This window comes from Sphingomonas sp. FG14 (assembly GCF_057809675.1).
In genome coordinates, this window is sequence record NZ_JBMDKK010000020.1 from 1 (window position 1) to 24,220 (window position 24,220).

21 protein-coding genes and 1 pseudogene are annotated in these 24,220 nt (G+C 63.9%); 15 read left to right on the top strand and 7 right to left on the bottom strand.

Translation table 11 applies throughout. The features are described 5' to 3' along the window. A partial coding sequence (locus tag ACODTA_RS26375; RefSeq protein WP_489070197.1) for a helix-turn-helix domain-containing protein occupies positions 1 to 693 on the bottom strand: 693 nt, incomplete at its 3' end. Between the two features lie 191 nt (positions 694 to 884). Between ACODTA_RS26375 and ACODTA_RS26380 the strand changes: the two genes are divergently transcribed. Both ACODTA_RS26380 and ACODTA_RS26385 read left to right on the top strand, forming a co-directional pair. Next, positions 885 to 1,457: a recombinase family protein gene (locus ACODTA_RS26380; RefSeq protein ID WP_009824027.1), complete on the top strand. Its 573-nt coding sequence runs from the start codon at positions 885 to 887 to the stop codon at positions 1,455 to 1,457. Between the two features lie 289 nt (positions 1,458 to 1,746). Beyond that, on the top strand, positions 1,747 to 2,949 hold the full coding sequence (locus tag ACODTA_RS26385) for an aspartyl protease family protein (RefSeq protein WP_013039112.1): 1,203 nt from the start codon (positions 1,747 to 1,749) through the stop codon (positions 2,947 to 2,949). On the opposite strand, the gene ACODTA_RS26390 is transcribed toward ACODTA_RS26385, so the two are convergent. Next, on the bottom strand, positions 2,943 to 3,359 hold the full coding sequence (locus tag ACODTA_RS26390) for a MerR family transcriptional regulator (RefSeq protein WP_004212867.1): 417 nt from the start codon (positions 3,357 to 3,359) through the stop codon (positions 2,943 to 2,945). The genes ACODTA_RS26385 and ACODTA_RS26390 overlap by 7 nt on opposite strands. A 78-nt stretch (positions 3,360 to 3,437) precedes the next feature. Here ACODTA_RS26390 and ACODTA_RS26395 point away from each other — a divergent pair, with 78 nt between their 5' ends. The 13 genes from ACODTA_RS26395 to ACODTA_RS26455 all read left to right on the top strand — a co-directional run bounded on the left by ACODTA_RS26395 (position 3,438) and on the right by ACODTA_RS26455 (position 18,082). Next, positions 3,438 to 4,064 (top strand): cation efflux transmembrane domain-containing protein, encoded by a 627-nt coding sequence (locus tag ACODTA_RS26395; protein ID WP_004212870.1) that lies wholly within the window; start codon positions 3,438 to 3,440, stop codon positions 4,062 to 4,064. Then, complete coding sequence (locus ACODTA_RS26400) at positions 4,064 to 6,031, top strand: cytochrome c/FTR1 family iron permease (protein WP_004212871.1); 1,968 nt, start codon at positions 4,064 to 4,066, stop codon at positions 6,029 to 6,031. Before ACODTA_RS26395 ends, ACODTA_RS26400 begins: the two co-directional genes overlap by 1 nt. A gap of 73 nt (positions 6,032 to 6,104) precedes the next feature. Then, positions 6,105 to 6,401, top strand: coding sequence for a hypothetical protein (locus tag ACODTA_RS26405; protein WP_007406840.1), 297 nt, complete (start codon positions 6,105 to 6,107; stop codon positions 6,399 to 6,401). 60 nt (positions 6,402 to 6,461) lie between these two features. Next, the gene (locus tag ACODTA_RS26410) at positions 6,462 to 7,739 is read left to right on the top strand and encodes a TolC family protein (RefSeq protein WP_013039111.1); all 1,278 of its coding nucleotides are present in this window, start codon (positions 6,462 to 6,464) and stop codon (positions 7,737 to 7,739) included. Beyond that, entirely contained in the window at positions 7,739 to 8,917 is a 1,179-nt protein-coding gene (locus tag ACODTA_RS26415) for an efflux RND transporter periplasmic adaptor subunit (protein WP_004212877.1), read from the top strand. The genes ACODTA_RS26410 and ACODTA_RS26415 overlap by 1 nt, the downstream gene beginning before the upstream one ends. Positions 8,918 to 8,920: 3 nt before the next feature. Next, positions 8,921 to 12,166 carry an efflux RND transporter permease subunit gene (locus tag ACODTA_RS26420; RefSeq protein WP_004212878.1) on the top strand — a complete coding sequence of 1,082 codons (3,246 nt, stop codon included), beginning with the start codon at positions 8,921 to 8,923 and terminating at the stop codon, positions 12,164 to 12,166. 53 nt (positions 12,167 to 12,219) lie between these two features. Then, positions 12,220 to 12,708, top strand: coding sequence for an SRPBCC domain-containing protein (locus ACODTA_RS26425; RefSeq protein ID WP_004212879.1), 489 nt, complete (start codon positions 12,220 to 12,222; stop codon positions 12,706 to 12,708). Then, positions 12,705 to 13,082, top strand: a complete 378-nt coding sequence (locus ACODTA_RS26430; RefSeq protein WP_021238674.1) for a hypothetical protein — start codon at positions 12,705 to 12,707, stop codon at positions 13,080 to 13,082. The genes ACODTA_RS26425 and ACODTA_RS26430 overlap by 4 nt, the downstream gene beginning before the upstream one ends. 47 nt (positions 13,083 to 13,129) lie before the next feature. Further along, positions 13,130 to 13,543: a hypothetical protein gene (locus tag ACODTA_RS26435; RefSeq protein ID WP_017183574.1), complete on the top strand. Its 414-nt coding sequence runs from the start codon at positions 13,130 to 13,132 to the stop codon at positions 13,541 to 13,543. A 3-nt stretch (positions 13,544 to 13,546) separates the two neighbouring features. Continuing rightward, positions 13,547 to 14,233, top strand: coding sequence for a ZIP family metal transporter (locus tag ACODTA_RS26440; RefSeq protein WP_004212882.1), 687 nt, complete (start codon positions 13,547 to 13,549; stop codon positions 14,231 to 14,233). Continuing rightward, positions 14,230 to 14,838: a cation efflux transmembrane domain-containing protein gene (locus tag ACODTA_RS26445; protein WP_004212885.1), complete on the top strand. Its 609-nt coding sequence runs from the start codon at positions 14,230 to 14,232 to the stop codon at positions 14,836 to 14,838. Before ACODTA_RS26440 ends, ACODTA_RS26445 begins: the two co-directional genes overlap by 4 nt. After that, on the top strand, positions 14,835 to 17,336 hold the full coding sequence (locus tag ACODTA_RS26450; RefSeq protein WP_004212886.1) for a heavy metal translocating P-type ATPase: 2,502 nt from the start codon (positions 14,835 to 14,837) through the stop codon (positions 17,334 to 17,336). Before ACODTA_RS26445 ends, ACODTA_RS26450 begins: the two co-directional genes overlap by 4 nt. After that, on the top strand, positions 17,333 to 18,082 hold the full coding sequence (locus ACODTA_RS26455; RefSeq protein WP_004212890.1) for an HAD-IIB family hydrolase: 750 nt from the start codon (positions 17,333 to 17,335) through the stop codon (positions 18,080 to 18,082). Before ACODTA_RS26450 ends, ACODTA_RS26455 begins: the two co-directional genes overlap by 4 nt. Before the next feature lie 247 nt (positions 18,083 to 18,329). Here the strand turns inward: ACODTA_RS26455 and ACODTA_RS26460 are convergent. The 5 genes and pseudogenes from ACODTA_RS26460 to ACODTA_RS26480 all read right to left on the bottom strand — a co-directional run. Continuing rightward, a pseudogene (locus tag ACODTA_RS26460) lies at positions 18,330 to 18,905 on the bottom strand (Tn3 family transposase); the annotation flags it as partial. A gap of 57 nt (positions 18,906 to 18,962) precedes the next feature. Next, a complete protein-coding gene (locus ACODTA_RS26465) occupies positions 18,963 to 21,932 on the bottom strand; it encodes a Tn3 family transposase (protein WP_014072601.1) in 2,970 nt (989 codons plus the stop codon). Positions 21,933 to 22,023: 91 nt separating this feature from the next. Then, positions 22,024 to 23,400, bottom strand: a complete 1,377-nt coding sequence (gene merA, locus ACODTA_RS26470) for a mercury(II) reductase (protein ID WP_021222959.1) — start codon at positions 23,398 to 23,400, stop codon at positions 22,024 to 22,026. A gap of 79 nt (positions 23,401 to 23,479) precedes the next feature. Next, positions 23,480 to 23,809, bottom strand: a complete 330-nt coding sequence (locus ACODTA_RS26475; RefSeq protein ID WP_004213249.1) for a heavy-metal-associated domain-containing protein — start codon at positions 23,807 to 23,809, stop codon at positions 23,480 to 23,482. Between the two features lie 12 nt (positions 23,810 to 23,821). Then, on the bottom strand, positions 23,822 to 24,217 hold the full coding sequence (locus tag ACODTA_RS26480; RefSeq protein WP_014072602.1) for a mercuric transporter MerT family protein: 396 nt from the start codon (positions 24,215 to 24,217) through the stop codon (positions 23,822 to 23,824). Positions 24,218 to 24,220: the final 3 nt, after the last annotated feature.

A 24,220-nucleotide genomic window follows, 5' to 3' on the forward strand; every position in this document is an offset into this window, starting at 1 on the left:
GTCGACGTAAAGCTGTTCGGGAATGCCGCTGACGATCCATTCGGGATTGGGCTTGCGCCAGATCGCCTGCCGCAAGGCGAGCGCCGTGTTGAGGGCACTGGGGGCATCGAGGCTGAGGAAGTAACCGGCGATGGCTCGGCTGTGATCGTCAACGATGACGGTCAGCCAAGGACGCACCGGGGTTCCGGCATCATCGAGCACGAGAATGTCGAGAACGGTATGATCGGCCTGCCACATCTCGTTCGAGGTCGCGGCTTCGCGCCGATGCACTAGCTCGTGCTGGTCGCGGTAGACGGCCGGATCGGAGGCTGCGGCGATCTGGCTTGCCGGTATCGCCCTGACGACACGCGCGACGGCCGCATAGCTGGGGGTTCGGTGTCCATGCGCGATGGCGAGTTCCTGCACCTTTCGGTGAATGGCGGCGACCGGGGGTCGCGGGCGCTTGGTGGCGAGAGTGCGGGTCAGTTCGACCAGATGTTCCGGCAGGTGCAGCCTGCCCCGATCGTTGCGCGGCAGACGCGCGAGACCGGCAAGTCCTTCGGCACGGTAGCGCCCGAGCCAGCGCTGCAACGTCCGCTCGCTCAGCGTGCCGGTGCGGGCGAGGTCCGCGAGCGGGATGCCATCGGCGAGGTGCGGTTCAAGGACGCGGTAGCGCTCGATCGCCAGCGGCGGGACAAGCGCCGGATGCGTCACCGCCGACGGTCCGTGTCGCAGGTAAGGAAAACGGAGATTTGCCTGCCCATCGCCATGCGAGTCCGCTCGCGTTGCCAAACCGGCCTGTTCGACGTAAATCTACCCGGTAAAGAAAACTAGGGCAACATAGACCTGCCGATGACGACTTTCTTCCCAAACCGCGCCCGATCGGGGCGCCACCGGCCCTACGCATGAAAATCGGTTACGCCCGCGTATCGACCGCCGAGCAGAACCTGGACCTCCAGCGTGATGCGCTGAAGGCTGCCGGCTGCGAGAAGGTCATCACCGACAAGGCCTCCGGGGCGACTGCCGCTCGCCCTGGATTGGAAAAGGTGAAGGAGCTGCTTCGCGCCGGCGACACACTGGTGGTCTGGCGCCTCGACAGGCTCGGCCGCTCGCTCCGTGATCTGATCGGATGGATGACCTACCTCGACGAGGAAAAGGTCGGGCTGCTGAGCCTGCACGAGGCGATCGACACGACCACCACGTCGGGCAAGCTTACCTTCCACCTGTTCGGGGCATTGGCGGAGTTCGAGCGCAACCTGATCCGCGAGCGGACCCAGGCCGGTCTCACCGCAGCCCGCGCTCGCGGCAAGAAGGGTGGCCGGCCGGCCGCACTCGGCAAGGACAAGCGCGACCTGCCCGTCAGGCTCTACCACGAGAACACGATGCCGATCGCCAAGATTTGCTCGATGCTCGGCATCTCCAAGCCAAAACTCTACGCCTATGTGCGATCGGCCGAGACCAAGCCGGTAGCCGCGTAGCGACGCTCGCCGACAAATAGCGCGATCAGAATGCCGCCACTTAGCGCGAGCGTTTACACCGTTCGCGGTCCCGATCGGCCCAGCGTCCCCCGGAACCGTTCGTTATCGGGAAGGCATCTAAGCGGTCTGCACCATCCTTCATCTAAAGTTCTCCAAGCGCTTCTGAGGATTTTCGGGCGCACCAAAAGCACTTGCTCCTCCAGTGGCTGGAGCATGTAACCGCAATTTGCTCTCCTGCGGACGGGGGGCTGGAGGTGGCTTTTTGACGGCCCGTGTTGAAGCAATCGGTATGTCTCGACGCTCATTAGTGGCGCGGCTGGTGGCCTGTGGAACCGGCTTGGTGCTCGGTTCTCCAACGCTCGCGCGACAGACTTCCCGGTCTGCGGGCTCGTGGAACTTCGGTGCGGCTCACCTCGAATGGGAGCCGCTGGAAGTCGGCACGGGTGATACCCTCCTTGTTTCGGCACAAGTGCGCGGAGTGCCGGTGCGGGCGGTGCTCGACAGTGGCAGCGGCGCGTCGATCATGAGCACGGCGCTCGCGGCGAAGCTCGGCTTGAACGATGGTGAGCGGCGCATGATTAGCGGGCTGAGCGCCAAGGCCCCGGTGCTGCTGGTCCGCGACATCGACGTACAGCTCGCCCGCGAAACCCGTCGCTTACCCTTTGCCGTCGTTGGTGATCTGAGTTCAGTGTCGGCGGCCTTCGGACGACCGATCGATATCCTCCTCGGTGCCGATATGTTCACGGGTAGCTGCATCGCGCTCGATTTCGCGAAAAGGCGTATGGCGGTCGTCAAGTCAGGCACGTTTCTCGCCGGTCCCGACTGGCGCGCTGTCGCGCTCGGGCGCGGTGCCAAGCAGGAGCTGTTCATTCGAGCTTCCGTCTCGGGTTTGCCTCCCGTGCCCTTGATGATCGATCTTGGCAGCTCGGCCGCGCTGATGCTCTCGTCGGCCTATGCCCGCGATCAAGGGCTGTTGAACGGGAAGCTCGTCTCGACCGCGGCGATCGGCGGCGTCGATGGTGTGCGTATCAACGATGCTTTCACGATCCAGAACATCAACATCGAAGGGCTTGGCGTCTCGAACGTCCCCACACTCGGGATGAGAGCTTGGCTCTCCACCAGCACGGTTGGCAATGTCGGCCTACCGCTGATCGCTCAATTCGACGTGGTGTTCGACGTGACCGCCGGATTCGTGTGGCTCCGGCCACTCGGTCCTCGTCGTCGCCTGCCGATGCTGAAGGACCGTAGCGGCCTTGGCCTCGCAGCCTCACCAACGGCGCTCACCGTTGTTCATGTGGCGGCGAACAGTCCCGCGGAAAAGGCTGGCTGGGCGGTCGGCGACCGGATCGTGGCGGTGAACGGCCATTCGATCGATGCGAACTATACGCGTGGGGAGCTCTGGCAAGTGCGCTCCCGGCCTGCTGGCACCCTCGTAAAGCTGACGATGGCCTCGGGTGATGTGCGCGAGCTCAGGCTGGCCGATTATTATTGATCGGCTTGAGGGTGGCCTTTGCCGATCGCCTTCATGATCCGACAATCGGCCATGCGCGCCTTGGTGCAGCTCTGGCTGAGCATTGCCAACTCATCCCGCAACACCGCGAGTTGCGCCAGTCTCTCCTCCACATCCTTGAGGTGCTGAGCAGCGATAGCTGAGGCGGCACCACAATCCTGGTCCGGGTTCTGCGCCAGCCCCATCAACGAACGGATCTCGTCGACGGAGAAGCCAAGCCGGCGACCGTTGCGGATGAAGTGCAAACGCTCAATGTCACTGGCATCGTAGGTTCTGCGACCCGACGCCGTGCGAGGGGCGGATCGGAGCAACCCGATCGACTCATAAAAGCGGATCGTCGTCACCTTCGTCGAGGTCTCGCTGGCGAGCTGCCCAATCATCACCGGCTTCATCATGCCATCCTTGCTTATGCGAACGTGTCGCACATTTCGCTTGCTTCTACAGCGACTGGAGGTGGTAAGGAAGGCCGCATGAATGCTTCTACCGAAAGCTGCGGGTGCCACGGGGAGCCCGCGCGCGCGCAAACCGATCCGGCCTATCGCCGTGCGCTGCTGACCGTCGTGGTGCTCAACCTCGGCTTCGGAGTCGCCGAGCTGTTCGGCGGGTTCATCGCCGATAGCCAAGCGCTGAAAGCGGATTCCCTCGATTTTCTCGGGGACGGGTCGATCAGCCTTATCGGTCTTCTCGCGCTTGCCTGGTCCGCACGGGCGAGGGCAAAGGTCGCGCTGACGCAGGGGTTGTTTCTCGGTGCGCTTGGCGTGGGCGTAATCGGTTTCGCGATTTGGCGCGCCCTGAACGCAACCGCGCCCGATGCCGAACTGATGGGCACAATCGGCGTTGTCGCGCTCGCGATCAATGTCGTGTCCGCCTTGGTGCTTGCGCGTTTCCGGGAAGGGGACGCCAATGTTCGCGCGATCTGGCTGTTCAGCCGCAACGACGCGCTCGCCAACGTGGCGGTGATCGCCGCGGCCGGTCTGGTGGCGTGGACAGGAAGCGCCTGGCCGGACCTCGCCGTCGCCGGCCTCATCGCCCTCCTGTTCCTCCACTCCGCTTATGAAATCGTCACTGGCGCTCGGCGCGAATTGGGAGAGCGGTAGTGCGTCTGCTCGCGTTGATCCGGGCAATGCTCTCGTTGCGGCTGCTCTCCGCGCTCGCGGCGCTGCTGATCCCTGCTGCGGCAATCGCCGAACCCGGCGACGTGCAAACCGCATGGCGGCTGCTCGACTATATGGCCGTCGATTATGGCGGCGCGGTCGCCAACGGTCGGATCAAGAGCACGTCGGAATATGCCGAGATGACGGAGTTCGCCGCGTCGGTCTCGACACGGCTTCAGGGCCTGCCGGCGAAGCCGGAGCGTCAAGCCCTCATCCAGCGGGCTGCCAACCTCCAGGCGGTGATCGCGGAAAAGGGACCGACTGAACAGGTGGCAACATTGGCGCACGGGCTCGCGGCCGATCTGTTGCGCGCCTACCCGGTGCCGCTCGCGCCCGATAAGGCTCCGAACCTCGTCTCCAGCGATGCACTGTTCCGACAATCCTGCGCGTCCTGCCACGGGATGACGGGCAACGGCCGTGGCCCTGACGCCGCCAAGCTCGCTACGCCCCCGATTGCTTTCACCGATGCCGAGCGCGCGCGCCAGCGCAGCGTGTTCGCGCTCTATCAGGTGGTGACGCAAGGCATCGACGGGACCGCGATGCAGAGCTTCGCCGATCTGCCCAACGATCAGCGCTGGGCGTTAGCATTCCGAGCCGGGAGCTTCGCCTTCACGGATGCGCAGGCGCGCGAAGGCGAGCGGCTTTGGAAATCCGACCCGACCCTTCGCCGGCGCATTCCGGACCTGAAAACCCTGGTCGCGCTCACCCCGGCCGCGCTCGGCGCGGCGATCGGCGACGCCAAGGCTGACCCAGTGCTCGCGTTCCTGCGTCGTCATCCCGAACAGGTGATACAACAGGCTCCCGGCTCGCTCGCGGTCGCCCGCGCCAAACTCGCCGAAAGCGTGGCGGCTGCGCGGCGCGGCGATGCGCGCATGGCGAAAGAGCTGGCGCTGTCGGCCTATCTCGATGGGTTCGAGCCGATCGAGCCAACACTCACCGCGCGCGACGCGACGCTGATGGGTCGAATCGAGGGCGCGATGGGGGAGTTCCGCGCCTCGATCGACCGGGGCGCGTCGCCCGATGATCTCGCGGAGAAGGTCGCAGTACTGGGCGGCCTTTTCGACGATGCGGAAGCGGCGCTCGCGCCTGATGCCGCCACCGAAGCGTCCACGTTCCTGGGCGCGTTCACGATCCTGCTGCGTGAAGGGCTCGAAGCCCTGCTCATCGTTGTCGCCATGATCGCGTTCCTGCGTAAAGCCGAGCGCGGCGAGGCGCTGCGGTACGTGCATGGCGGCTGGGTCAGCGCGATCATCGCGGGCGGGATCACCTGGGCGGTCGCCACCTATGCGATCGGGATCAGCGGTGCGAGCCGGGAGCTGACGGAAGGGTTTGGCTCGCTGTTCGCCGCGGTCGTGCTGCTCTCGGTCGGGATTTGGATGCACGGCAAGGCGCAGGCCGATCAGTGGCAGCGCTATATTCGCGAGAAGATGTCGCGGGCGCTCTCGGGCGGGTCGGGCTGGTTCCTGTTCGGGCTGGCGTTCGTCGTAGTTTATCGCGAGGTCTTCGAGACGATCCTGTTCTATGCCGCGCTTTCGGCGCAAGGTGACAACGGGATGCTTCTCGCGGGGGCCGGGTCGGCGATTGGACTGCTCAGCCTGATCGCTTGGGCCATGCTTCGCTACAGTCGCAAGCTGCCGATCGCGCAGTTCTTCCGCTATAGCTCCTGGCTCATGGCGGTCCTGACCGTCGTGCTGGCGGGTAAAGGCGTCGCCGCGCTCCAGGAAGCCGGCCTTATCAACATCGCACCGCTCGCGGACGTGCCACGGCTGTCGATGCTCGGCGTGTTTCCCACTTGGCAATCGGTGCTGGCGCAACTCCTGATGGCGGTCGCCATTGCGGTCGGGTTCGCCTGGAACGGGCGCGACCGATCCCGCTCGGGTTCCGGCTCAGTGACCCTTGGTTCGAATTAGTGCAATGACATGAAAACCCTTCCGTGATAGAGGCAAGCTAGTGCGAGCCTTTTTGCCTTTCCTGACATGCCTGATGCTGGTCCTGACCAGCTTCTCCGGCATGGCCCATGCCGCCGATCTGGCGGGGGGAAGCATCGCGGGCGTTGAGTTCACGGTCCATACCGCCGGTGACATCGATCAGGTGCCATCGGACTCGGACAAGAATGTCCCGCATCATCACAATTATTGTCACGGACACGACGTCGGCGCGCCTGCGCGCACGACGATGGAATATACCCCCGTCCTCACAGTGCCCAAGCCGACAATCTCCGCCTCTGCGTCGCTCGACGGCCGCACCGGCATGGTCCATTTGAGGCCCCCCCAAGCCTGACGTCCGATTTGGGCGTGCGTTGGCGCGCCCCTGTCGATCATCGTCAGGAGTCCTATTTTCATGAATCGTATCCTCGCGGCCATGCTGGCCGCAGCGTCTTGCGCCACGATGGCGCAGGCGCAGGTCGGACCGTCCGCGCCTGTTGCGCAGGATGCGCCGGTCTACACGCTTGACCAAGCGGTCAGTGCAGCGGGCGGTTCGGCCCCTGCTGCGGAAGCGGCGACAGCTGGAATCGACGCGGCCCGTGCAGGTCGCACAGTCGCCGGCTTGCGGCCCAATCCGGTGGTTCAAGGCCAAGTCGAGAATGTCATCGGCTCCGGGCCGTATCGGGGGGTCCGCAGCGCGGAAACCACGGTCGGCTTTGCGATCCCGATCGAGCTAGGCGGCAAGCGCGGCGCCCGCGTCGCGGTCGCCAATGCGCAATTGTCCCGGGCCGAGATCCAGGCCGCGATCATCGCGGCGGATGTCCGGCTTCAGGTAACGCAGCTCTATGTCGAAGCGGTCGCGGCCGATCGCCGGGTAATGACAGCCCGCGATCAGGCCCGGATCGCCAGCGATGCGCTGCGGGCCGCGAGCGTTCGCGTGCAGGCAGGGCGGGCATCGCCACTCGAGCAACAGCGCGCGGATGTCGCGCGTATCAATGCCGACGCCAATGTGGAGCGGCAGCTTCGCTTGGCCGAGGCGGCCCGCGCCAATCTGGCGCGTCGGATCGGACGGCCGATCGACGGCCTGCTCGATGACACGCTGCTCGATCGCCTTCCCGATGTGAACGTCTATGGGCCGTTGGCACCGGTCAACACGACCGGCACACTCGCGCTGGCGGCAGCCAACGCGGATTTCTCCATTGCCGAAGCCGGCGTGCGGCTCGCGCGCGCCAATCGCGTGCCTGACCTGAACGTCGGGCCGTCGATCCGCCGCCTGGAAGCGACCAACGACATGGCGGCGGTGTTCAGCGTGTCGATCCCGATCCCGGTGTTCAACAATGGTCGCGCCGCGATTGCGCAGGCGACCGCGCAGCGGACCCAGGCGGATGCGCAGCGCCGCGTGACCGCGCTCGACATCGAACAGGCGATCACGGACGCGCAGGCGCAGGCGGCCAATGCCGCAACGACGGCTCGTGCGGCGTCGGGGCCGGCGCTGGCGGCTGCACAGGAGGCCGCCCGCATCGCGCGGATCGGCTATCGCGAGGGCAAGTTCGGCCAGCTCGAATTGCTCGATGCTGAACGCACGCTCGCCGAAACGCGGGTCGCCGCGATCGACGCGCTTGCCAATTACCAGAATGCCCGCGCGCAAGTGGAGCGACTGACCGCTCGTGCGCCCAATGGGGGGAATCAGTGATGAAGAGCTTTTATCTCGCGGGCGCGGCGTCGCTCGCCCTGCTCTTGGCTGCCTGCGGCGGCAAGGATGGCGGAAACGAGGCAACTGCCGAAGGCGCAGCTGCCAATGAGACGGCAGCGGGCACGGAAAAGGGCGGTGCTGAAGGCGGTCATGCCGGTGAAGGCGTCGTCACATTGGGTGCCGACCAGATCGCCACAGCGGGCGTCCAGGTCGGACGGCCGATCATCGGCGGGGCCGGGACGATCGAGCTGCCCGCGATCATCGAGGGCGACCCACAGGGAACGCAGGTCGTCTCGGCCGCAATTGCGGGACGCGTGGTCGCGCTCACCCGTAACCTCGGCCAATCGGTCGGACGCGGCCAGACCATTGCGGTCATCGAAAGCCGCGAGGCGGCGCAGATCAAGGGCGAGGTCGAGGCGGCGCGGGCGCGGCTTCAGCTCGCTAATTCGAACCTCGCGCGCGAACAGCGGCTGTTCGCGCAGAGAGTCTCCCCTGAACAGGATCTGATCGCCGCCCGCACAGCGGCGACGGAGGCGCGGATCGCCCTGACGCAGGCGCAGAGCATGGTTTCGGCGGCGGGTGTCGGCGGCGGCGGGCTCAACCGGCTCGGCATTGCCGCGCCGATCTCGGGCCAGATCATTGCGCGCCCCGTGACGCTGGGACAAACGGTCGCGGCGGATGCCGAACTCTATCGCATCGCCAACCTGAGCCAGGTGTCGATCGCGCTTAATCTCAAGCCCGAGGATGCGGGCCGGGTGCGTCCCGGCAATACGGTGCTGGTGAAGGCGGCAGGCCGTCAGGCGACCGCCCGCGTGACCTTCGTGTCGCCGGCGCTTGATCCGCAGACGCGGCTCGTGCCTGCGCTCGCCACCCTCGACAATCGCGGTGGCGAATGGCGGGTCGGCGAGCCTGTGACGGCAGCCGTGCAGCTCACGGGCAGCGGCGGGAGCGGGGCGGTCCGCGTGCCGACGACGGCGGTCCAGAGTTTCGAGGGCAAGTCGGTCGTGTTCGTGCGCACGCCCACCGGCTTCAAGGCGACCCCGGTCCAGCTCGGCGATGCGTCGGGCGACACGGTGATCGTCCGGTCGGGCCTGACCGGCAACGAACAGATCGCCACCACCGGAAGTTTCACGCTCAAGGCCGAGATCGGCAAGGGCGAAGCGAGCCACGAGGATTAAGCCATGATCGCCCGTATCGTAACCTGGGCGGTCGAGAAGCGCTGGCTAGTCCTGCTCCTCACCGTCATCGTCGCCGCCATCGGCGCCTTTTCCCTCTACCGGCTACCGATCGACGCGGTGCCGGACATCACCAACAATCAGGTCCAGATCAACGTCCGCGCGCCTGCCCTCTCGCCCGAGCTGGTCGAGAAGCAGGTGTCGTTTCCAATCGAAACCGCGCTCGCCGGCACCCCCGGCCTGGAATATACGCGCTCGTTGAGCCGCAACGGCTTCGCGCAGATCACGGCGGTCTTTTCGGACGCGACGGACATCTATTTCGCCCGCCAGCAGGTGGGCGAGCGTCTGCGGGGCGTGCAAGAGAATCTGCCCGACGGCGTGAACCCTGAAATGGGTCCGATCGCGACAGGCCTGGGCGAGGTGTACATGTACACCGTTCGTCTCGATCATCGCGAGGACGACAAGCACAAGCCCGGTGAACCGGGCCAACAGCCCGATGGCAGCTACATCACGCCAGAGGGCGAGCGACTGACGACCGAAGAGGACAAGGCGACCTACCTGCGCACCGCGCAGGACTGGATCGTGACGCCGCTTCTGAAGACCACACCGGGCCTCGCCGGTGTCGACTCGATTGGCGGTTACGCCAAGCAGTTCCTCGTCGTGCCCGACGTGCAGAAGCTGGCCTCGCTCGGCATCACGCTGACGGACCTGGGAAATGCGCTGGAGCGCAATAACACCAGCGTCGGCGGTGGCTTCGTCAATCGCAATGGCGAAGGTCTGGCTGTTCGCTCGGATGCGCTCGTTCGCAATGCCAGCGAGTTGGCCAGGACCGTGATCGCGACACGTAACGGCGTGCCGATCACGGTCGAACAAGTTGCGACTGTGAAGACGGGTCAGGCGATCCGCATGGGTTCGGCATCGGAGAACGGTACCGAAGTCGTCGTCGGCACGGCGATCATGCGGATCGGCGAGAACAGCCGCATCGTGTCGACCGCGGTCGCTGAGAAACTGAAGACGATCAACGCTTCGCTGCCTCCTGACGTCGTAATTCAGCCGGTGCTGAACCGCACCGAGCTGGTCAATTCGACGATCAAGACGGTCGCGAAAAACCTGTCCGAAGGCGCGGTGCTGGTCATCGTCGTGCTCTTCCTGCTGCTCGGCAACTTCCGTGCGGCCCTGATCGCGGCGTTGGTCATCCCGATCACCATGATGCTGACAGGCTTTGGTATGCTGCGCGCTGGGGTCTCGGCCAATCTGATGAGCCTTGGGGCTTTGGACTTCGGTCTGATCGTCGACGGCGCCGTCATCATTGTCGAAAACGCGCTGCGCCGGCTTGCCGAGCAACAGCATCATGAAGGCCGATTGCTCAGCGTCAAGGAACGGCTCGCGACCGTGGCAGCCGCTGCGCGTGAGATGATCCGTCCCTCTGTGTACGGGCAGGCAATCATCATCCTCGTCTACGTACCGCTGCTCACGCTGACCGGCGTGGAGGGTAAAACGTTCGGACCGATGGCGCTGACCGTCATCATCGCGCTCGCCTTCGCCTTCATCCTCTCTCTCACCTTCGTGCCGGCGATGATTGCGATCTGGCTGTCGAAGAAGGTCGAGGAGAAGGACGGCCGCATCATCACGTGGCTGAAGAAGCGCTACGAACCCGGTCTCGACCGGGCCATGAAGCGCCCGACGCTGACGATCGGTGCGGGTGTGGGAAGCCTTGTGGTGGCGGCGCTTGCTTTCACTACGCTCGGCTCGGTGTTCCTGCCGCAGCTCGACGAAGGCGATTTGCTGATCCAGTCGCTCCGCATTCCGGCAACGTCGGTCCAGCAGAGCCAGGCGATGCAGGTGCCGATCGAGCGGATGATGTCGAAGCAGCCGGAGGTGCAATTCGTCTATTCCAAGACGGGCACCGCCGAGCTGGCGGCCGACCCGATGCCGCCGAACGCGACCGACATGTTCGTCATCCTGAAGCCGCGCAAGGATTGGCCGGATCCTGAGCTTCCCAAGGAGGAGCTGGTCAGCCGGATCGAGGGTAATCTCGCGAAGATTCCGGGAAATGCCTACGAGATCACCCAGCCCATCCAGATGCGCTTCAACGAGCTGATCGCCGGCGTGCGCGGCGACATCGCGGTGAAGGTGTTCGGGGACGACTTCAACCAGATGAACCGGACGGCCGAGCAAATCGCGGCGGTGCTGCGCAGAACGCAAGGCGCAGCGGACGTGAAGGTGGAGCAGACGACCGGTCTTCCCATGCTCGACATTCGCGTCAACCGCGACGCGATGGCGCGGTTGGGCGTTACGGCTCAGGATGTGCAGGACACCGTGACTGCGACGATCGGCGGGCGAACATCGGGCCAGATCTTCGAGGGCGACCGTCGCTTCCCCGTGGTGATCCGCCTGTCGGAGGCGCAGCGTGCCGACATCGGCCTGCTCCAACAGGTGCAGGTGCCGGTGGCAGGCGGCGGCTATGTACCGCTGTCCAGCGTCGCCGAGATCAAGGTGGTCGATGGTCCGAACCAGATCAGCCGCGAGAACGGCAAGCGGCGCGTGGTGGTGCAAGCCAACGTGCGTGGCCGCGACGTCGGATCCGTCGTGGCGGATGCGCAGGCGGCGATCGGCAGCCAACTCCGGCTGCCTGCCGGCACCTATCTCGAATGGGGCGGCCAGTTCGAGAACCTCCAATCGGCAAGCGAACGGCTGAAGCTGGTCATTCCGGCTTGCTTCATCTTGATCCTGCTGCTCCTCTACGGGGCGTTGGGATCGGTCCGCGACGCCGCGATCGTGTTCACCGGCGTGCCTTTCGCGCTGGTGGGCGGCGTCCTGTTGCTGTTCCTGCGGGGCATGGACTTCTCGATCTCGGCGGCAGTGGGCTTCATCGCCCTCTCGGGCATCGCGGTCCTCAACGGCCTCGTCATGGTCAGCTCGATCCAAGATCTGATCCGATCAGGGATGAGCCGCGAGGAAGCCGCGCATGTTGGCGCGATGCAGCGTCTGCGACCCGTCATCATGACCGCGCTAGTCGCCAGCCTCGGCTTCGTGCCGATGGCGCTGGGCGAAGGCGCCGGCGCAGAGGTTCAAAAGCCTTTGGCGACGGTCGTCATCGGCGGTCTGATCTCGGCGACGCTTCTTACGCTGTTCGTGCTGCCGACACTCTATGCCCGGTTCGGGCAGAAAGTGATCGAGAAACCCGAGCACTACAATGAGGAGCATGAAGGGGACGACCACGGTCAGACCTTCGTGAACAACTTGGCCTGATGGATGGGCGGGGCGATCCGCGATCGCCCCGCCCATCTCTGGGAGATGGGGATATGCCTCGCACCATAACCAGCTCGATGCTTCACGGCGGGCCACTGCGCATCTGGTCGGCACTCACCGATCCGGATCATCGCCGGGCGTGGAGTCCGCTCGTATTTCTCGATGATCCGTCCCGGCTCGGCGACACAGAATGCACCTTTGCGATCCAGGGCATCACCCGGCCAATTCGGACGCCAGCACGGATTGATCGATTCGATAAACCGCACGCCTTCGCTTGGTCCTGCGGCATCCCCTATCTGTTCACGCTCGAAGAGCGGTACGAGCTGGCGGGGGACGATGGCGGCACCAGGCTAACGCATAGCTGCACGCTGCGCGGGGCGCTCTCCCTGCCGTTCGCGGCGATGATGTTGCGCCGCCTGCGATCCCTGATGGTCGAATCTGACGATCGCCTCGCAACCTATCTCCGCTGGCGGGTAGGTCAGCCTGCCCGGGCTATCAATCGTCAGCGCGTCCCCTTCCGCTACAGGAGGAAGGCGCGATGATGATGCACTGTAAGCGGGTGCTGCCCGCCGTCATCCTCGTTGTCGGGCTCGCGGCGTGCTCGGAAAGAAAGCCGCCAGCCCCGCCAACGGAGCAGCAGATCCATTCGTCCGACAGCGCCGTGACGACCGGGGAAATGGGGCGGCATAGATATCGCTGTTCCGACGGGGAACCGCTGTTCGTCGATTACAAGGACAACGGCCTGCAGATCGATTTGCGGCGCTCCAACGGGGGACCGCCGATGATGCTGACCGCGCCAGCGCAGGGCCTGCAATATGTCGGCGAAACAGCCACCGCGACCTTCAAGGGGTCGCAGCTCACCATCGTGGAAGGCGATGGCCGTACCCGGATCTGCGAGCAGGAAGGCACGCGATGAACTGCCCTGCCTTCGAACGCCACAGGGCGCTTCGTCGGAAGAGACCGATGTCTGACACGTCGATTTCAAATGTGACAACCTTGTGCGGCCTGAATCGGGCCGGTCTGGCGATCGCGCGCCTCGGCGTCGTTCTCGTCTCCGGGGCGGTTATAGGGGCGTGTAATCCAGCGCCGACCCAGCCTACCGAGCCGGCGCATGAAAAGCATCTGACGTCGAAACTAATCGCGCAGCGCATCATGTACTGCGACGACGGCACACGCGCCGATGTCGACTTCATCGATGAAGGCTTGAAAATGGCCGTCACCTGGCTGCCGAAGGGCAGGACCGAGATCCTGCGCGCGCAGCGAACCGGTGACGAGTTTCGCGGCGACCATTCGCGGGCTGTCGTGGCGGGCGGATCGATCGCGTTCACGCGACGCGGGAAGATCCGCGTCTGCCACCGAACCCCGGAGGAGTCCTAGGAAATGCAGGCACTGCTCTATACGCTTGCGCCTGTGCTGGCGGTCGTGCTCGGCGCGATTGTCGCGAGCCGCACCAAGTTGAAACCTGGCCTCGTGGCGGGCCTACAGCATCTCGCTGCCGGCGTCGTGTTCGCGGCGGCAGCGACCGAAATCCTGCCGCAGGTCAAGCATGAGGCATCGCCCAGCGCGACGTTGATCGGCGGGGCGGCGGGCGTCGCGACCATGCTGGGGCTCAAGGCTCTTGAGGCCCGCTTCAAGGGGCCGATGGCGCTACTCGCCGCGATCGGCATCGACATTCTGGTGGACGGCCTGGTGCTCGGCCTCGCTTTCGTGGCGGGCGAGAAGGCAGGTCTCCTGCTGACGATCGCGCTCACTCTGGAAGTGTTATTTCTGGGACTGACGCTGACCGACGAGCTGGCGGAAACCTATCGCTCGCGCTTGCGCATCATCGTGATCGTCTCGGCATTGGCCCTGCTGCTGCCGATCGGCGCGCTCGCTGCCGTGCCGGTCGCCGCGCTGTCGCCGGTGATGATCGCCGGCTTCCTCAGCTTCGGGCTGATGGCGCTGCTCTACCTCGTCACGGAGGAGTTGCTGGTCGAGGCGCACGAGAAACCCGACACCCCGCTCATCAGCTCGATGTTTTTCGTCGGCTTCCTGGCCCTGCTGACACTTGAGGAGATGATGGGATGATCCCGGGCAACGACAACAATGGCGGGCAGGAGCGCCGCACACTGTGGATCGTCCTGCTGCTGAACGCGGCGATCGCTGCGGGCTTCTTCGTTTCCGGCTTCTTCGCGGACTCGAGCGCGCTGATCGCCAACGGCGTCGACAACCTGTCCGATACGGCTGTGTATGCGCTGAGCCTTGTGGCGCTCACCCGGGGCCAGACATGGAAGACACGCGCCGCGGTCGCTTCGGGCGTCATGCTGCTGATCTTCGCGGGCGGCATCTTGATCGATGTCGGACGGCGCTACGTGCAGGGCAGCGAGCCCATCGGACCTACCATGATGGTCATGTCCGCGATCGCCGGCGTCGTGAATTACCTCTGCCTGCGGCTGCTCCAGCGCCTCAAGGATCCGGACGTCAATCTCCGGGCCGCAACCACCTTCAGCTTCAACGACTTCATTTCCAACGGCGGCATCCTGATCGCCGGCGTGCTGGTGCTGTGGTTGGGTACCAATTGGCCGGACCTGCTGGTCGGCTTCGCCACCGCCATCATCGCCATCAAGGGCGGTGTCGAAATCCTGCGCGACGCGCGCGCCGAAACCAAGAAAAGCGAAAGGAGGTCGTCATGAACGACAAGCTCGAACTCGACATTCCAGTGTTGTTGCCGGACCTTCCTGACGCGGCCGATGCCTGCCTGGACCGTCTCGTATCAACCCTGTCAAAGCGCGAAGGTGTCGAGCGGGCGCATGTGATCTGTCTCGACGGCAACACGCCAGCGGCGCTGTGCATCCATTTCGATGCCGCCAAGCTGCCGCTGCCACGGTTGCGCGAAATGGTGCGCGCCGCAGGTGCCGAAATCACCGAGCGCTACGGCCATGCGATCTGGCAGGTGACGGGGATCAACCACGAACGTCGGGCGCGCACGGTCAGCGATGCGCTGTGCGCCTTGCCCGGCGTGGTCCAGGCAAGCGCCAGCACCAGCGGGTCTGTCCGGGTCGAATATGATCGCCGCGAAACCACCGAAGAGGAGGTGCGCGCTGCGCTTCGCAAGCTGAAGGTGAGGGTGGGCAAGCGGGTCGCTGCCGATGAACATGCCGGCCACGACCACGGCCCCGGGGGCCACGGCGCGGGCGAAGAGAAGCACGGCCCCGGCGATGGCCACGACCATAGCCACGCCGAATTTCTCGGCCCCAATACCGAGCTGATCTTCGCGCTCGCCTGTGGCGCGCTGCTGGGGATCGGCTACGCGATCGAGAGGCTGGTCGCTGGCGCGCCCGAATGGCTGCCGACCGCCTGCTATATCGCAGCCTATTTCTTCGGCGGATTCTTCACGCTGCGCGAGGCGATCGACAACCTCCGGATGAAGAAGTTCGAGATCGACACGCTGATGTTGGTCGCTGCGGCCGGCGCCGCTGCGCTGGGCGCATGGGCCGAAGGTGCGCTGCTGCTGTTCCTGTTCAGCCTCGGCCATGCGCTTGAGCATTATGCAATGGGCCGCGCCAAGAAGGCGATCGAGGCGCTGGCGAAGCTCGCGCCCGAAACCGCGACCGTGCGACGCGGCGGGCAGACCAGCGAAATCCCGGTCGAGCAGATGGTCGTCGGGGACATTGCCATCGTCCGCCCGAACGAGCGCCTGCCTGCCGACGGCTTCGTCATCAAGGGCACCAGCGCGATCAACCAGGCCCCGGTCACGGGTGAAAGCATCCCGGTCGACAAGGTGCCGGTCGCAGATGCCGCAGCGGCACGCGCCAAGCCCGATGCAGTCGACGCGGAAAGCCGGGTTTTTGCTGGTACGATCAACGGCGGCGGCGCGATCGAGATCGAGGTGACACGCCGTTCCAATGAAAGCGCGCTTGCCAAGGTCGTGAAGATGGTGAGCGAAGCGGAGACGCAGAAGTCGCCGACGCAGCGCTTCACCGACCGGTTCGAACGGATCTTCGTGCCCGCCGTCCTGGTCCTGTCAGTGCTCCTGCTGTTCGCATGGGTGGTCGTCGACGAGCCGTTCCGCGACAGCTTCTATCGCGCGATGGCGGTGCTGGTGGCGGCAAGCCCGTGCGCGCTCGCGATCGCAACGCCGAGCGCGGTCCTGTCGGGCGTTGCCCGTGCAGCGCGGGGCGGCGTGCTCGTGAAGGGCGGTGCACCGCTCGAAAACCTCGGGTCGCTCAAAGCGATCGCTTTCGACAAGACGGGCACGCTGACCGAAGGTCGTCCGCGCATCACTGATGTCGTGCCCGTCGATGGCGCCGATGAAGGCGAGTTGCTGGCGCTGGCTGTCGCCGTCGAAGCGTTGAGCGACCATCCCCTGGCCCAAGCGATCGTCAAGGACGGCCGCGAACGTCTGAACGATCGTGCCGTGCCGACTGCCGGCGACCTCAAGAGCCTGACCGGTCGGGGCGTCACCGCGAGCGTGGATGGCGAGACGGTGTGGATCGGCAAGGCCGAGATGTTCGGAAGTGAGGGCATTCCGGCGCTGGGGCAGGGCGCGCAGGACGCAATCGCGAAGCTGCGCGAGAACGGCCGCACGACAATGGTGGTCCGCAAGGGGGACCGCGACCTGGGCGCGATCGGCCTGATGGACACGCCTCGCGAAGCTGCCAAGACCGCGTTGCGTCGGCTGCACGAGATGGGCGTGTCGCGGATGATAATGATCTCCGGCGATCACCAGAAAGTCGCCGAAGCGATCGCCGACGAAGTCGGGATCGACGAAGCGTGGGGCGACCTCATGCCCGAAGACAAGGTTGCCGCGATCAAGAAGCTCGCCGGCGAAGACAAGGTCGCGATGGTGGGCGACGGCGTGAACGATGCGCCGGCGATGGCAAGCGCCACGGTCGGCATCGCGATGGGCGCGGCGGGGTCGGACGTTGCGCTGGAGACAGCCGACGTGGCGCTGATGGCCGACGATCTGGCGCACCTGCCATTCGCAGTCGGTCTTAGCCGCCATACCCGTGGAATCATCCGGCAGAACGTCTTCGTCAGCCTGGGTGTCGTCGCCTTCCTGGTGCCTGCTACCATCCTCGGCCTCGGCATTGGGCCAGCGGTGGCGGTTCATGAGGGATCGACGCTGCTCGTCGTCATCAATGCGCTCAGGCTGCTCGCCTACCGCGATCCGGCAGGGAAGGCGGCATGAAGTGGCTGATCGCCTTCGACCTCGACGGCACGCTTGCCGAGAGCAAGCGGCCGTTATCGGAGGATATGGCCGCAATCCTCGCCCGATTGCTCGCCATCACGGATGTGGCGGTGATCTCGGGCGGGGACTGGCCGCAGTTCGAAAAGCAGATCGCCTCGCGCCTTCCTGCCGGCGTCGCGCTCGACCGTCTCTGGTTGATGCCGACCACAGGCACGAAACTCTATCGGTTCATCAATGGCGCTTGGCGCGCGGTCTATGCCGAACTGTTCGACGACGCGGAGAAGGCGAAGATCCGCACGGCCTTCGATCAGGCGCTGACCGATGCCGGTCTCGCCGACGAACGTATCTGGGGCGAACGGATCGAGGACCGGGGCAGCCAGATCACCTTTTCGGGCCTGGGGCAGGCAGCGCCGCTGAAGGAAAAGGAAGCGTGGGATCCTGACCGAAAGAAGAGGACCGCGTTGCAGGCCACGTTGCGCGCGAAGCTGCCGGAGCTCTCGATCAATCTCGGTGGCACGACATCGATCGACGTGACCAGAGCAGGGATCGACAAGGGCTATGGCCTGAAGCGCCTGAGTGCCGAGAGCGGTGTCCCGCTCGACGGGATGCTGTTCATTGGGGATGCGATATTCCCCGGTGGGAATGACTATCCCGCTGCTGAAATCGGCCTCGACACAGTGAGGGTGCGCGACGTCGCGGAAACCACCGCCGTCGTGACCGCCATCATCGCGTGTCTGCACCGATAGGATCAAGATACATGGTCGGCTCCATCGCGGAATGCCGCATTGTCAAAGCTCTGGCTTCTGTCGCTTAGGGCAGCGCTTCCTAAAACGAAAAGAAGGCAATGTGCGCGTCTCCGCGAACAAAGCCTCCAGCGATCAATCTAAGAGATTCCGCCGCGCTTCTCAATCGTAGGGGGCGTTTGCGGGAGGGGGCGGAATCCTACGCTAAGGATTTGGGCCAGCGATATTCCCCGGTTAGATTGATGTGTTCCTATCCCAACGGCGAGACGTGGGCGAGTAGATCAGGCGCGATATGGGTACCGCTGGCGGCCCGGGTATTGACGACCTCGCCGAGCTTCATGGTGTTCCAGAATATGATGATGGCGGCGAGCAGGTTCATTCCGGCGATGCGATAGTGCTGGCCTTCGCCGGATCGATCCCGGATTTCACCTCGGCGGTGGAAGCTGATGGCGCGCTTTAGGGCGTGGTGGGCCTCACCCTTGTTGAGGCCGATCTGAGCCTGGCGCTGGAGGCCGGCATCAAGAATCCAGTCGATCATGAACAGGGTTCGCTCGATGCGGCCCACCTCTCGCAATGCGAGGGCCAGCTCATTCTGGCGCGGGTAAGAGGCGAGCTTGCGAAGAATCTGGCTGGGGGCGACGATCCCCGCTGCGATCGTCGCCATGATGCGCAGGATGTCGGGCCAGTTGCGCTCGATGAGCGGTTCATTGATCTTACCTCCGACCAGCGCTCGCACATTGGCCGGCGTCGCGTTGGGCGTGAAGGCATAGAGTCTTTTCTGAGGGAGATCGCGGATACGGGGGGCGAACCTGTAGCCGAGCAAGGCGTCACCTCAAGGTTTGTTCGCCAGACAACGATTTCTCGGACATAAGCGGAACATGGGCTACGCTACACGCTTCAACCGCGCCATTGGCTCGTTGAGTGGGTGGAATTCACCTGCTGGAAGTCGCCTGGCCTGCTCCCAGAGGTAATCGCCGGTCAGACTGATGTGCGCCCAGCCCATCGGAGAAAGGTGCGCAAGCAGTGCCGCATCGAACGTCGTGCCGACAGCGTTGAGGTGCTGGGCGGCCCGGTCGAGATAGACCGTGTTCCAGTAGGAAATCGCCGCAATCAGCAGGTTCAGCCCAGATGCGCGAAATTCCTGATTTTCCAGCGAGCGATCGGTGAACCGACCCTGCCGGTTGGTATAGATGGCGGCGGCAAGCGTGTGCCTCGCCTCGCCTTTGTTGAGACCGGCCTGACAGGCACGTCGCAGTTCCGGTTGTTCAAGCCAATCGAGCGTGAACAAAGTGCGCTCGATACGGCCCAGTTCAGCCAATGCAAAATCCAGCCTGTTCTGGCGTTTGTAGGCGGCAAGTTTTCGCAAGATTACTGACGGCGCCACCGTGCCATCCTTGATTGAGGCGACAATCCTGACGATGTCATCCCAATCGGCCTCGATCGCTGCCGTTTTGATGGTGCGGCCCATCAGATTTTCGATGCCCTTGTATGTCGATGGCGCAGCGATCGAACCCAGCTTGCGGTCGCCAATATCGCGCAGCCGTGGCGCGAAGCGGAACCCGAGTAGGTGGCAGAGTGCGAAAACATGATCGGTGGCGCCGCCGGTATCGGTATAGTGCTCATGCAACGGAAGGTTGCCGGCGCCCAGGACAAGCCCGTCGAGCACGTAAGGCGCTTCACCTGCCGTCGCGGACATGATCCGTGATCCGAATGATGCGAAGTGATCGGAAAGGTGAGAATAGATTTTCACGCCAGGTTCGGCGCCATATTTGGCATTGACGTCCGCCGCCCCTGAACGGCTCCGCCCCGACCGGAAGAACTGGCCATCGGACGACGAACTGGTGCCAGCGCCCCAATGCCGCGCGAAGGGTAATTCGTGATGGGCTGAGATGATCATGGCCAGCGCGGCCTGATAGTTCTCGGGTGAAAGATACCAGTTGTGGGTCCATGCGAGTTGGGCATAGCTGACGCCTTCGCTGGCATTGGCCATCCGCTCCAGCCCGAGGTTGGTGCCATCAGCCAGAATTGCGGCGAGTACCGTGCTGGGGTTGTCGTGCTCCTTGCCTGAGCGCAGGTCACGGAATGCGTTCAAAAAACCAGTGCGTTCGGCGACTTCAAGCAGCAGCTCGGTGATGCGCACGCGGGGAAGCAGGGTATCGAGCTTGCGATCGAGGGCTTCAGCTTCCGGTGGGGTGACAGGCGGCATTTGCTGAAGCTTGAGCCGGTCTCGTTCGAGCGACACTCCCTCAAGCTTGTTTGTTTTCAACTGCTTGGCAAATCGGCGCAGCCGCCAGTCAAGATTTCGTGCCCGGTCAGCGAGGTAGGATGCAGCATTTGAATCGAACGGAAGCACATCCGCCACTTTGGCGGCGTCGCGCCGACCCAGCAAATAGGCATCGAAGCGCTGATAGTTGCGGGTTCCCTCGATCCATACATCACCGGCGCGCAAACGATCACGCAAGGTTGCCATGATCGCAATTTCATAACGTCGGCGGTCGATACGGCCGCTTTCGGTGATGAGACGCTTCCACTGCCGATTGGGGAATGGCAGTGGAACGCCATCGGGAAGGTCGCGCGACTTTCGTGTGTTCGCATCGCGAATGACATCGATGGCTTTGATCAGTGCCGTCCCTGTTCCAGACGCCTTGAAGGTGAAGGCGTCCAGAAATGCCGGGCTGAAACGCCGTAGCGTGGCGTAACGCTCGGTTGCCGTTACCAGTGCGTCCTCGCCGGCAAGATCAGCAAGGGCATCTACTTGGGCCTTTGCCGCAACAAGCCGGTGCCAGCCCACCGCTTCGTCAATCAATTCGAGCGGATCGCCGCCATTCTGGACAGCCTCATCAAGTGCTGTAATCGTGGCGCCAAACAGCCGCATGAGTTGCCCCACCGACTGAATACTATCTTGGTAGCGACGCTCGCGCCCACGCCGCGCGCGCGTGAACATGCCGCCGATAAGTCGGTCAAACATTTGGATCGCGGCATCGGCAAGTCTGGCCTCAAGGTCGATCACTGCGGCCGTCAACGTCGCCCGCCTGCGATTGACGCTGTAATCCGAAAGCAGGAATGCCGGTGCCACGCCGCCCTCGCGGACAAATTGGGCAAAGCGGAATTCCGGAATGGCGCCCCCAACTACCGGGTGGATACCTATGCCGCGAACATAGCGCAGGCGCTCAAGCAAGCCATTGATATTGGCCGCAGTCGGGGCTTCTTCGAAATTACGCAACCACGCCAGCGGTGTCATGCCGAAATCCGGGTTGTTGATTACGAGTTCGTCTAGCCGTGTCAGTTCAGCAGAGCTGAGGCCTTCGACGATTGCGGCTGCGGCAGCTTTGCGTGCGCGTGCCCGGCCAGCAAGACCGGCGCGTTCCAGTGTGTCGCCTGACGGAAGAATGAACCGCTCACCCTTCAGGCCAACCATGAGGGCGCGAACAATCGGTTCACCTCTGTCTGTATACTCGGCGGCTTGCGCGGCAAGATTCAGGGCAAGTGCCAGGTCGCCGCGTCGAAACGGGCGTATGCCAAGATAACGCGCCACGAGATCGGCATGATCGGTACGGGTTTGCGCGCGCTGACCATATGCAGAGAAGGAGGAAGGATCGACGAATAACTGTGCCGCGAGGTACTGAAGAATGACGTCGGGAAGCCCGATCTCGGGTTGCAGACCAAAGCCGGGATGTCGCATCAAAGCGATTTGTGCAGCCAGACCGAGGCGATTTGCTGGACCATAGCGGCGCCCAACCAATTCAACATCTTCCGCAGAAAGGGTATAATGCCCAATGATCGCGGTTTCTTGGACAGGAGGATCGAACAGGCGCCGGCGCTCGTCTCCGGTCAGAAGTCGGCGTCGTGCCATTTTGCTCTCCCGCTGAGGCGAATAACAAAATTGACACCAAAGCGGCTTGCACTGGAGGGAGGCCATTCGTTGCCGGTTGATCCCCGAGCAATCACCCGGCGCAGCAAGACAGTTTGGCGACATCCTTATCAAACGTTTGGGCCGCCAGTTTGAGGCCTTCCACAGTGGTCAGGTAAGGAAATATCGTTGCACCCAATTCCAGGGTGGTCATGCCGTGTTTGATCGCCAGCACCAGTGTCTGGATCGAATCCGCGCCTTCGGGTGCCATGATCTGGCCGCCCAGCAAACGGTCGTTCGCCTTGTCGGCAATCAGTTTGATGAGACCCCGCGTATCGCGTGCTGCCAGTGCCCTTGGCACAGCATCGAGCGGGAGCAGCGAAACCTTGATGTCCAGGCCTTGCGCCCGTGCTGTCGTTTCAGTGAGGCCGGCGCTGGCGACTTGCGGGTCGGTGAAGACGACGGATGGCATGGAGGAATTGTCGTAGCGGTATTGGTTGCCCGTCACCGCGTTGCGCGCGGCCAGTTTTGCGCCATAGGCGGCCATGTAGACGAACTGGTCCCGTCCCGTTACATCGCCCGCCGCGTAAATGCCTGGAACCGACGTTTCGAGGTGGTCATCGACGACGATTCCACCATTACGGGCAAGCACTATGCCGCGCTCCTCCAGCCCAAGCCCGTCGCTATTGGGTCGGCGTCCGGTGGCGATGAGCACCTGTTCCGCCGCGACGGTGTCACAATGCCCCTCGCAGGTCAATTCGACCCCGCTCTGTGTTTGGGCGATACGCTGATAGCCGACACCTGCGCAAACCCGCACGCCCTCGGCTTCCAAATAGTTTTTCAGCGCGGCACTCACTTCCGGGTCCATTTCGGGGAGCAGGCGGCTTCGGCAGCAGATGGTGACATCAACGCCCAGACGCGAAAACATCTGTCCCAGTTCTACCCCGATCACCCCGCCACCGATCACCAGCAGCGATTTGGGCAAGCGATCCAGCGCCAGCGCCGATGTGCTGGTTAGGTAGGGCACGCTGTCCATCCCCGGAATCGGCGGCACGGCGGCGTGCGCACCCATCGCCAATATGACCTTGCCGACCTTCATGGGCGCATCGCCGACAATCAGCGCACCATCGGCAAAGCGTGCCTTGCCCTCGATATAGCTCACACCGTCATAGGCGGGCAGCAGATCGACATATTTTTTTTGGCGCAGCGTCGTGACAAGATCGTCCTTCGACGCCGCCAATACGGACCAGTCATCCATCTGGACAGCGCCCCCAAGGCCGGGAAAGCGCGCGGCGGCAAGCCCACCATGCACCGCTTCGGCGGCGCGGATCAGCGTCTTGGAAGGAACGCAGCCAACATTGACACAGGTGCCGCCAATCGTGCCGTGACCGACGAGCGCCACTTTCGCGCCCAGATCGGCAGCGGCGATCGCGGCGGAGAACCCGGCAGAACCCGCGCCGATGACGGCCACGTCAAATCCTTCCTGCCCGGGGCGGTTGCAACAGTCGTTCATTGCTTATCGCTTTCTTGAGGCGCTGGCGGCGCCCCGCTCAGTTTTGAATAGCGCGCGCCGGATAACCCGCGTTGGTTGATGCAGCGGCAATCGCAGCAGCATTGGTGCGGCGCGGGTTATAGGTTGCGCGCGCGGTCTTGGCTGCGAAATCGACCGTGACCGCCGTTACCCCGGCGACGCCTTCCATCGCCTTCTTCACGGTGATCGGGCAGGTGGCGCAGGTCATGTTCTCTATGGCAAAGGTGGTTTGCTTCTGAGCGGTTGCGGTAGCCGCGGGGCGATCTTGCGCCGTGCCACTAACTGCATAGGCGACCCCGCCGCCAGCCATAGCCAGCACGGCCATAGCGATACATACTGTCTTTTTCATGGGTATTTCCTTTCAATAGAACCAGGGTGCCCACCAGTCGATGGTGAGCGCCAGGATGGCGACGGCAAGGCCCAGCCACAGCACCGCCTTGGTGGTCCAAGCCGATTGTGGACGAGCGCAGTAGGAACCGTCTTCACAGGGCGGTTTCGGCTTGAAATAGACATGCCAGAAGCCGTAGCCGAGCAGCGCGAGCGTTACGCCTGCGACATAGGGCTTGTAAGGTTCGAGCGCCGTCAGGTTGGCGATCCACGCGCCGGAAATTCCGAGCATAACCAACAGTAGCGGGACGACGCAGCAAGCCGAGGCGAGCCCCGCGCCGATCAATGCGCCCGCCGCAACCCAGTTTGCCTGCTTCGGCTCGTGGTTTTCGGTGAGGGCTGGCTGTCCCGCTTCCGGCGTTGAGACCATGGC

Coding starts and splice junctions, on each gene's coding strand:
- ACODTA_RS26380 (WP_009824027.1), top strand. CDS start 885: ATGAAAATCGGTTACGCCCGCGTATCGACCGCCGAGCAGAACCTGGAC.
- ACODTA_RS26385 (WP_013039112.1), top strand. CDS start 1,747: ATGTCTCGACGCTCATTAGTGGCGCGGCTGGTGGCCTGTGGAACCGGC.
- ACODTA_RS26390 (WP_004212867.1), bottom strand. CDS start 3,359: ATGAAGCCGGTGATGATTGGGCAGCTCGCCAGCGAGACCTCGACGAAG.
- ACODTA_RS26395 (WP_004212870.1), top strand. CDS start 3,438: ATGAATGCTTCTACCGAAAGCTGCGGGTGCCACGGGGAGCCCGCGCGC.
- ACODTA_RS26405 (WP_007406840.1), top strand. CDS start 6,105: ATGCTGGTCCTGACCAGCTTCTCCGGCATGGCCCATGCCGCCGATCTG.
- ACODTA_RS26410 (WP_013039111.1), top strand. CDS start 6,462: ATGAATCGTATCCTCGCGGCCATGCTGGCCGCAGCGTCTTGCGCCACG.
- ACODTA_RS26415 (WP_004212877.1), top strand. CDS start 7,739: ATGAAGAGCTTTTATCTCGCGGGCGCGGCGTCGCTCGCCCTGCTCTTG.
- ACODTA_RS26420 (WP_004212878.1), top strand. CDS start 8,921: ATGATCGCCCGTATCGTAACCTGGGCGGTCGAGAAGCGCTGGCTAGTC.
- ACODTA_RS26425 (WP_004212879.1), top strand. CDS start 12,220: ATGCCTCGCACCATAACCAGCTCGATGCTTCACGGCGGGCCACTGCGC.
- ACODTA_RS26430 (WP_021238674.1), top strand. CDS start 12,705: ATGATGATGCACTGTAAGCGGGTGCTGCCCGCCGTCATCCTCGTTGTC.
- ACODTA_RS26435 (WP_017183574.1), top strand. CDS start 13,130: ATGTCTGACACGTCGATTTCAAATGTGACAACCTTGTGCGGCCTGAAT.
- ACODTA_RS26440 (WP_004212882.1), top strand. CDS start 13,547: ATGCAGGCACTGCTCTATACGCTTGCGCCTGTGCTGGCGGTCGTGCTC.
- ACODTA_RS26445 (WP_004212885.1), top strand. CDS start 14,230: ATGATCCCGGGCAACGACAACAATGGCGGGCAGGAGCGCCGCACACTG.
- ACODTA_RS26450 (WP_004212886.1), top strand. CDS start 14,835: ATGAACGACAAGCTCGAACTCGACATTCCAGTGTTGTTGCCGGACCTT.
- ACODTA_RS26455 (WP_004212890.1), top strand. CDS start 17,333: ATGAAGTGGCTGATCGCCTTCGACCTCGACGGCACGCTTGCCGAGAGC.
- ACODTA_RS26465 (WP_014072601.1), bottom strand. CDS start 21,932: ATGGCACGACGCCGACTTCTGACCGGAGACGAGCGCCGGCGCCTGTTC.
- ACODTA_RS26475 (WP_004213249.1), bottom strand. CDS start 23,809: ATGAAAAAGACAGTATGTATCGCTATGGCCGTGCTGGCTATGGCTGGC.
- ACODTA_RS26480 (WP_014072602.1), bottom strand. CDS start 24,217: ATGGTCTCAACGCCGGAAGCGGGACAGCCAGCCCTCACCGAAAACCAC.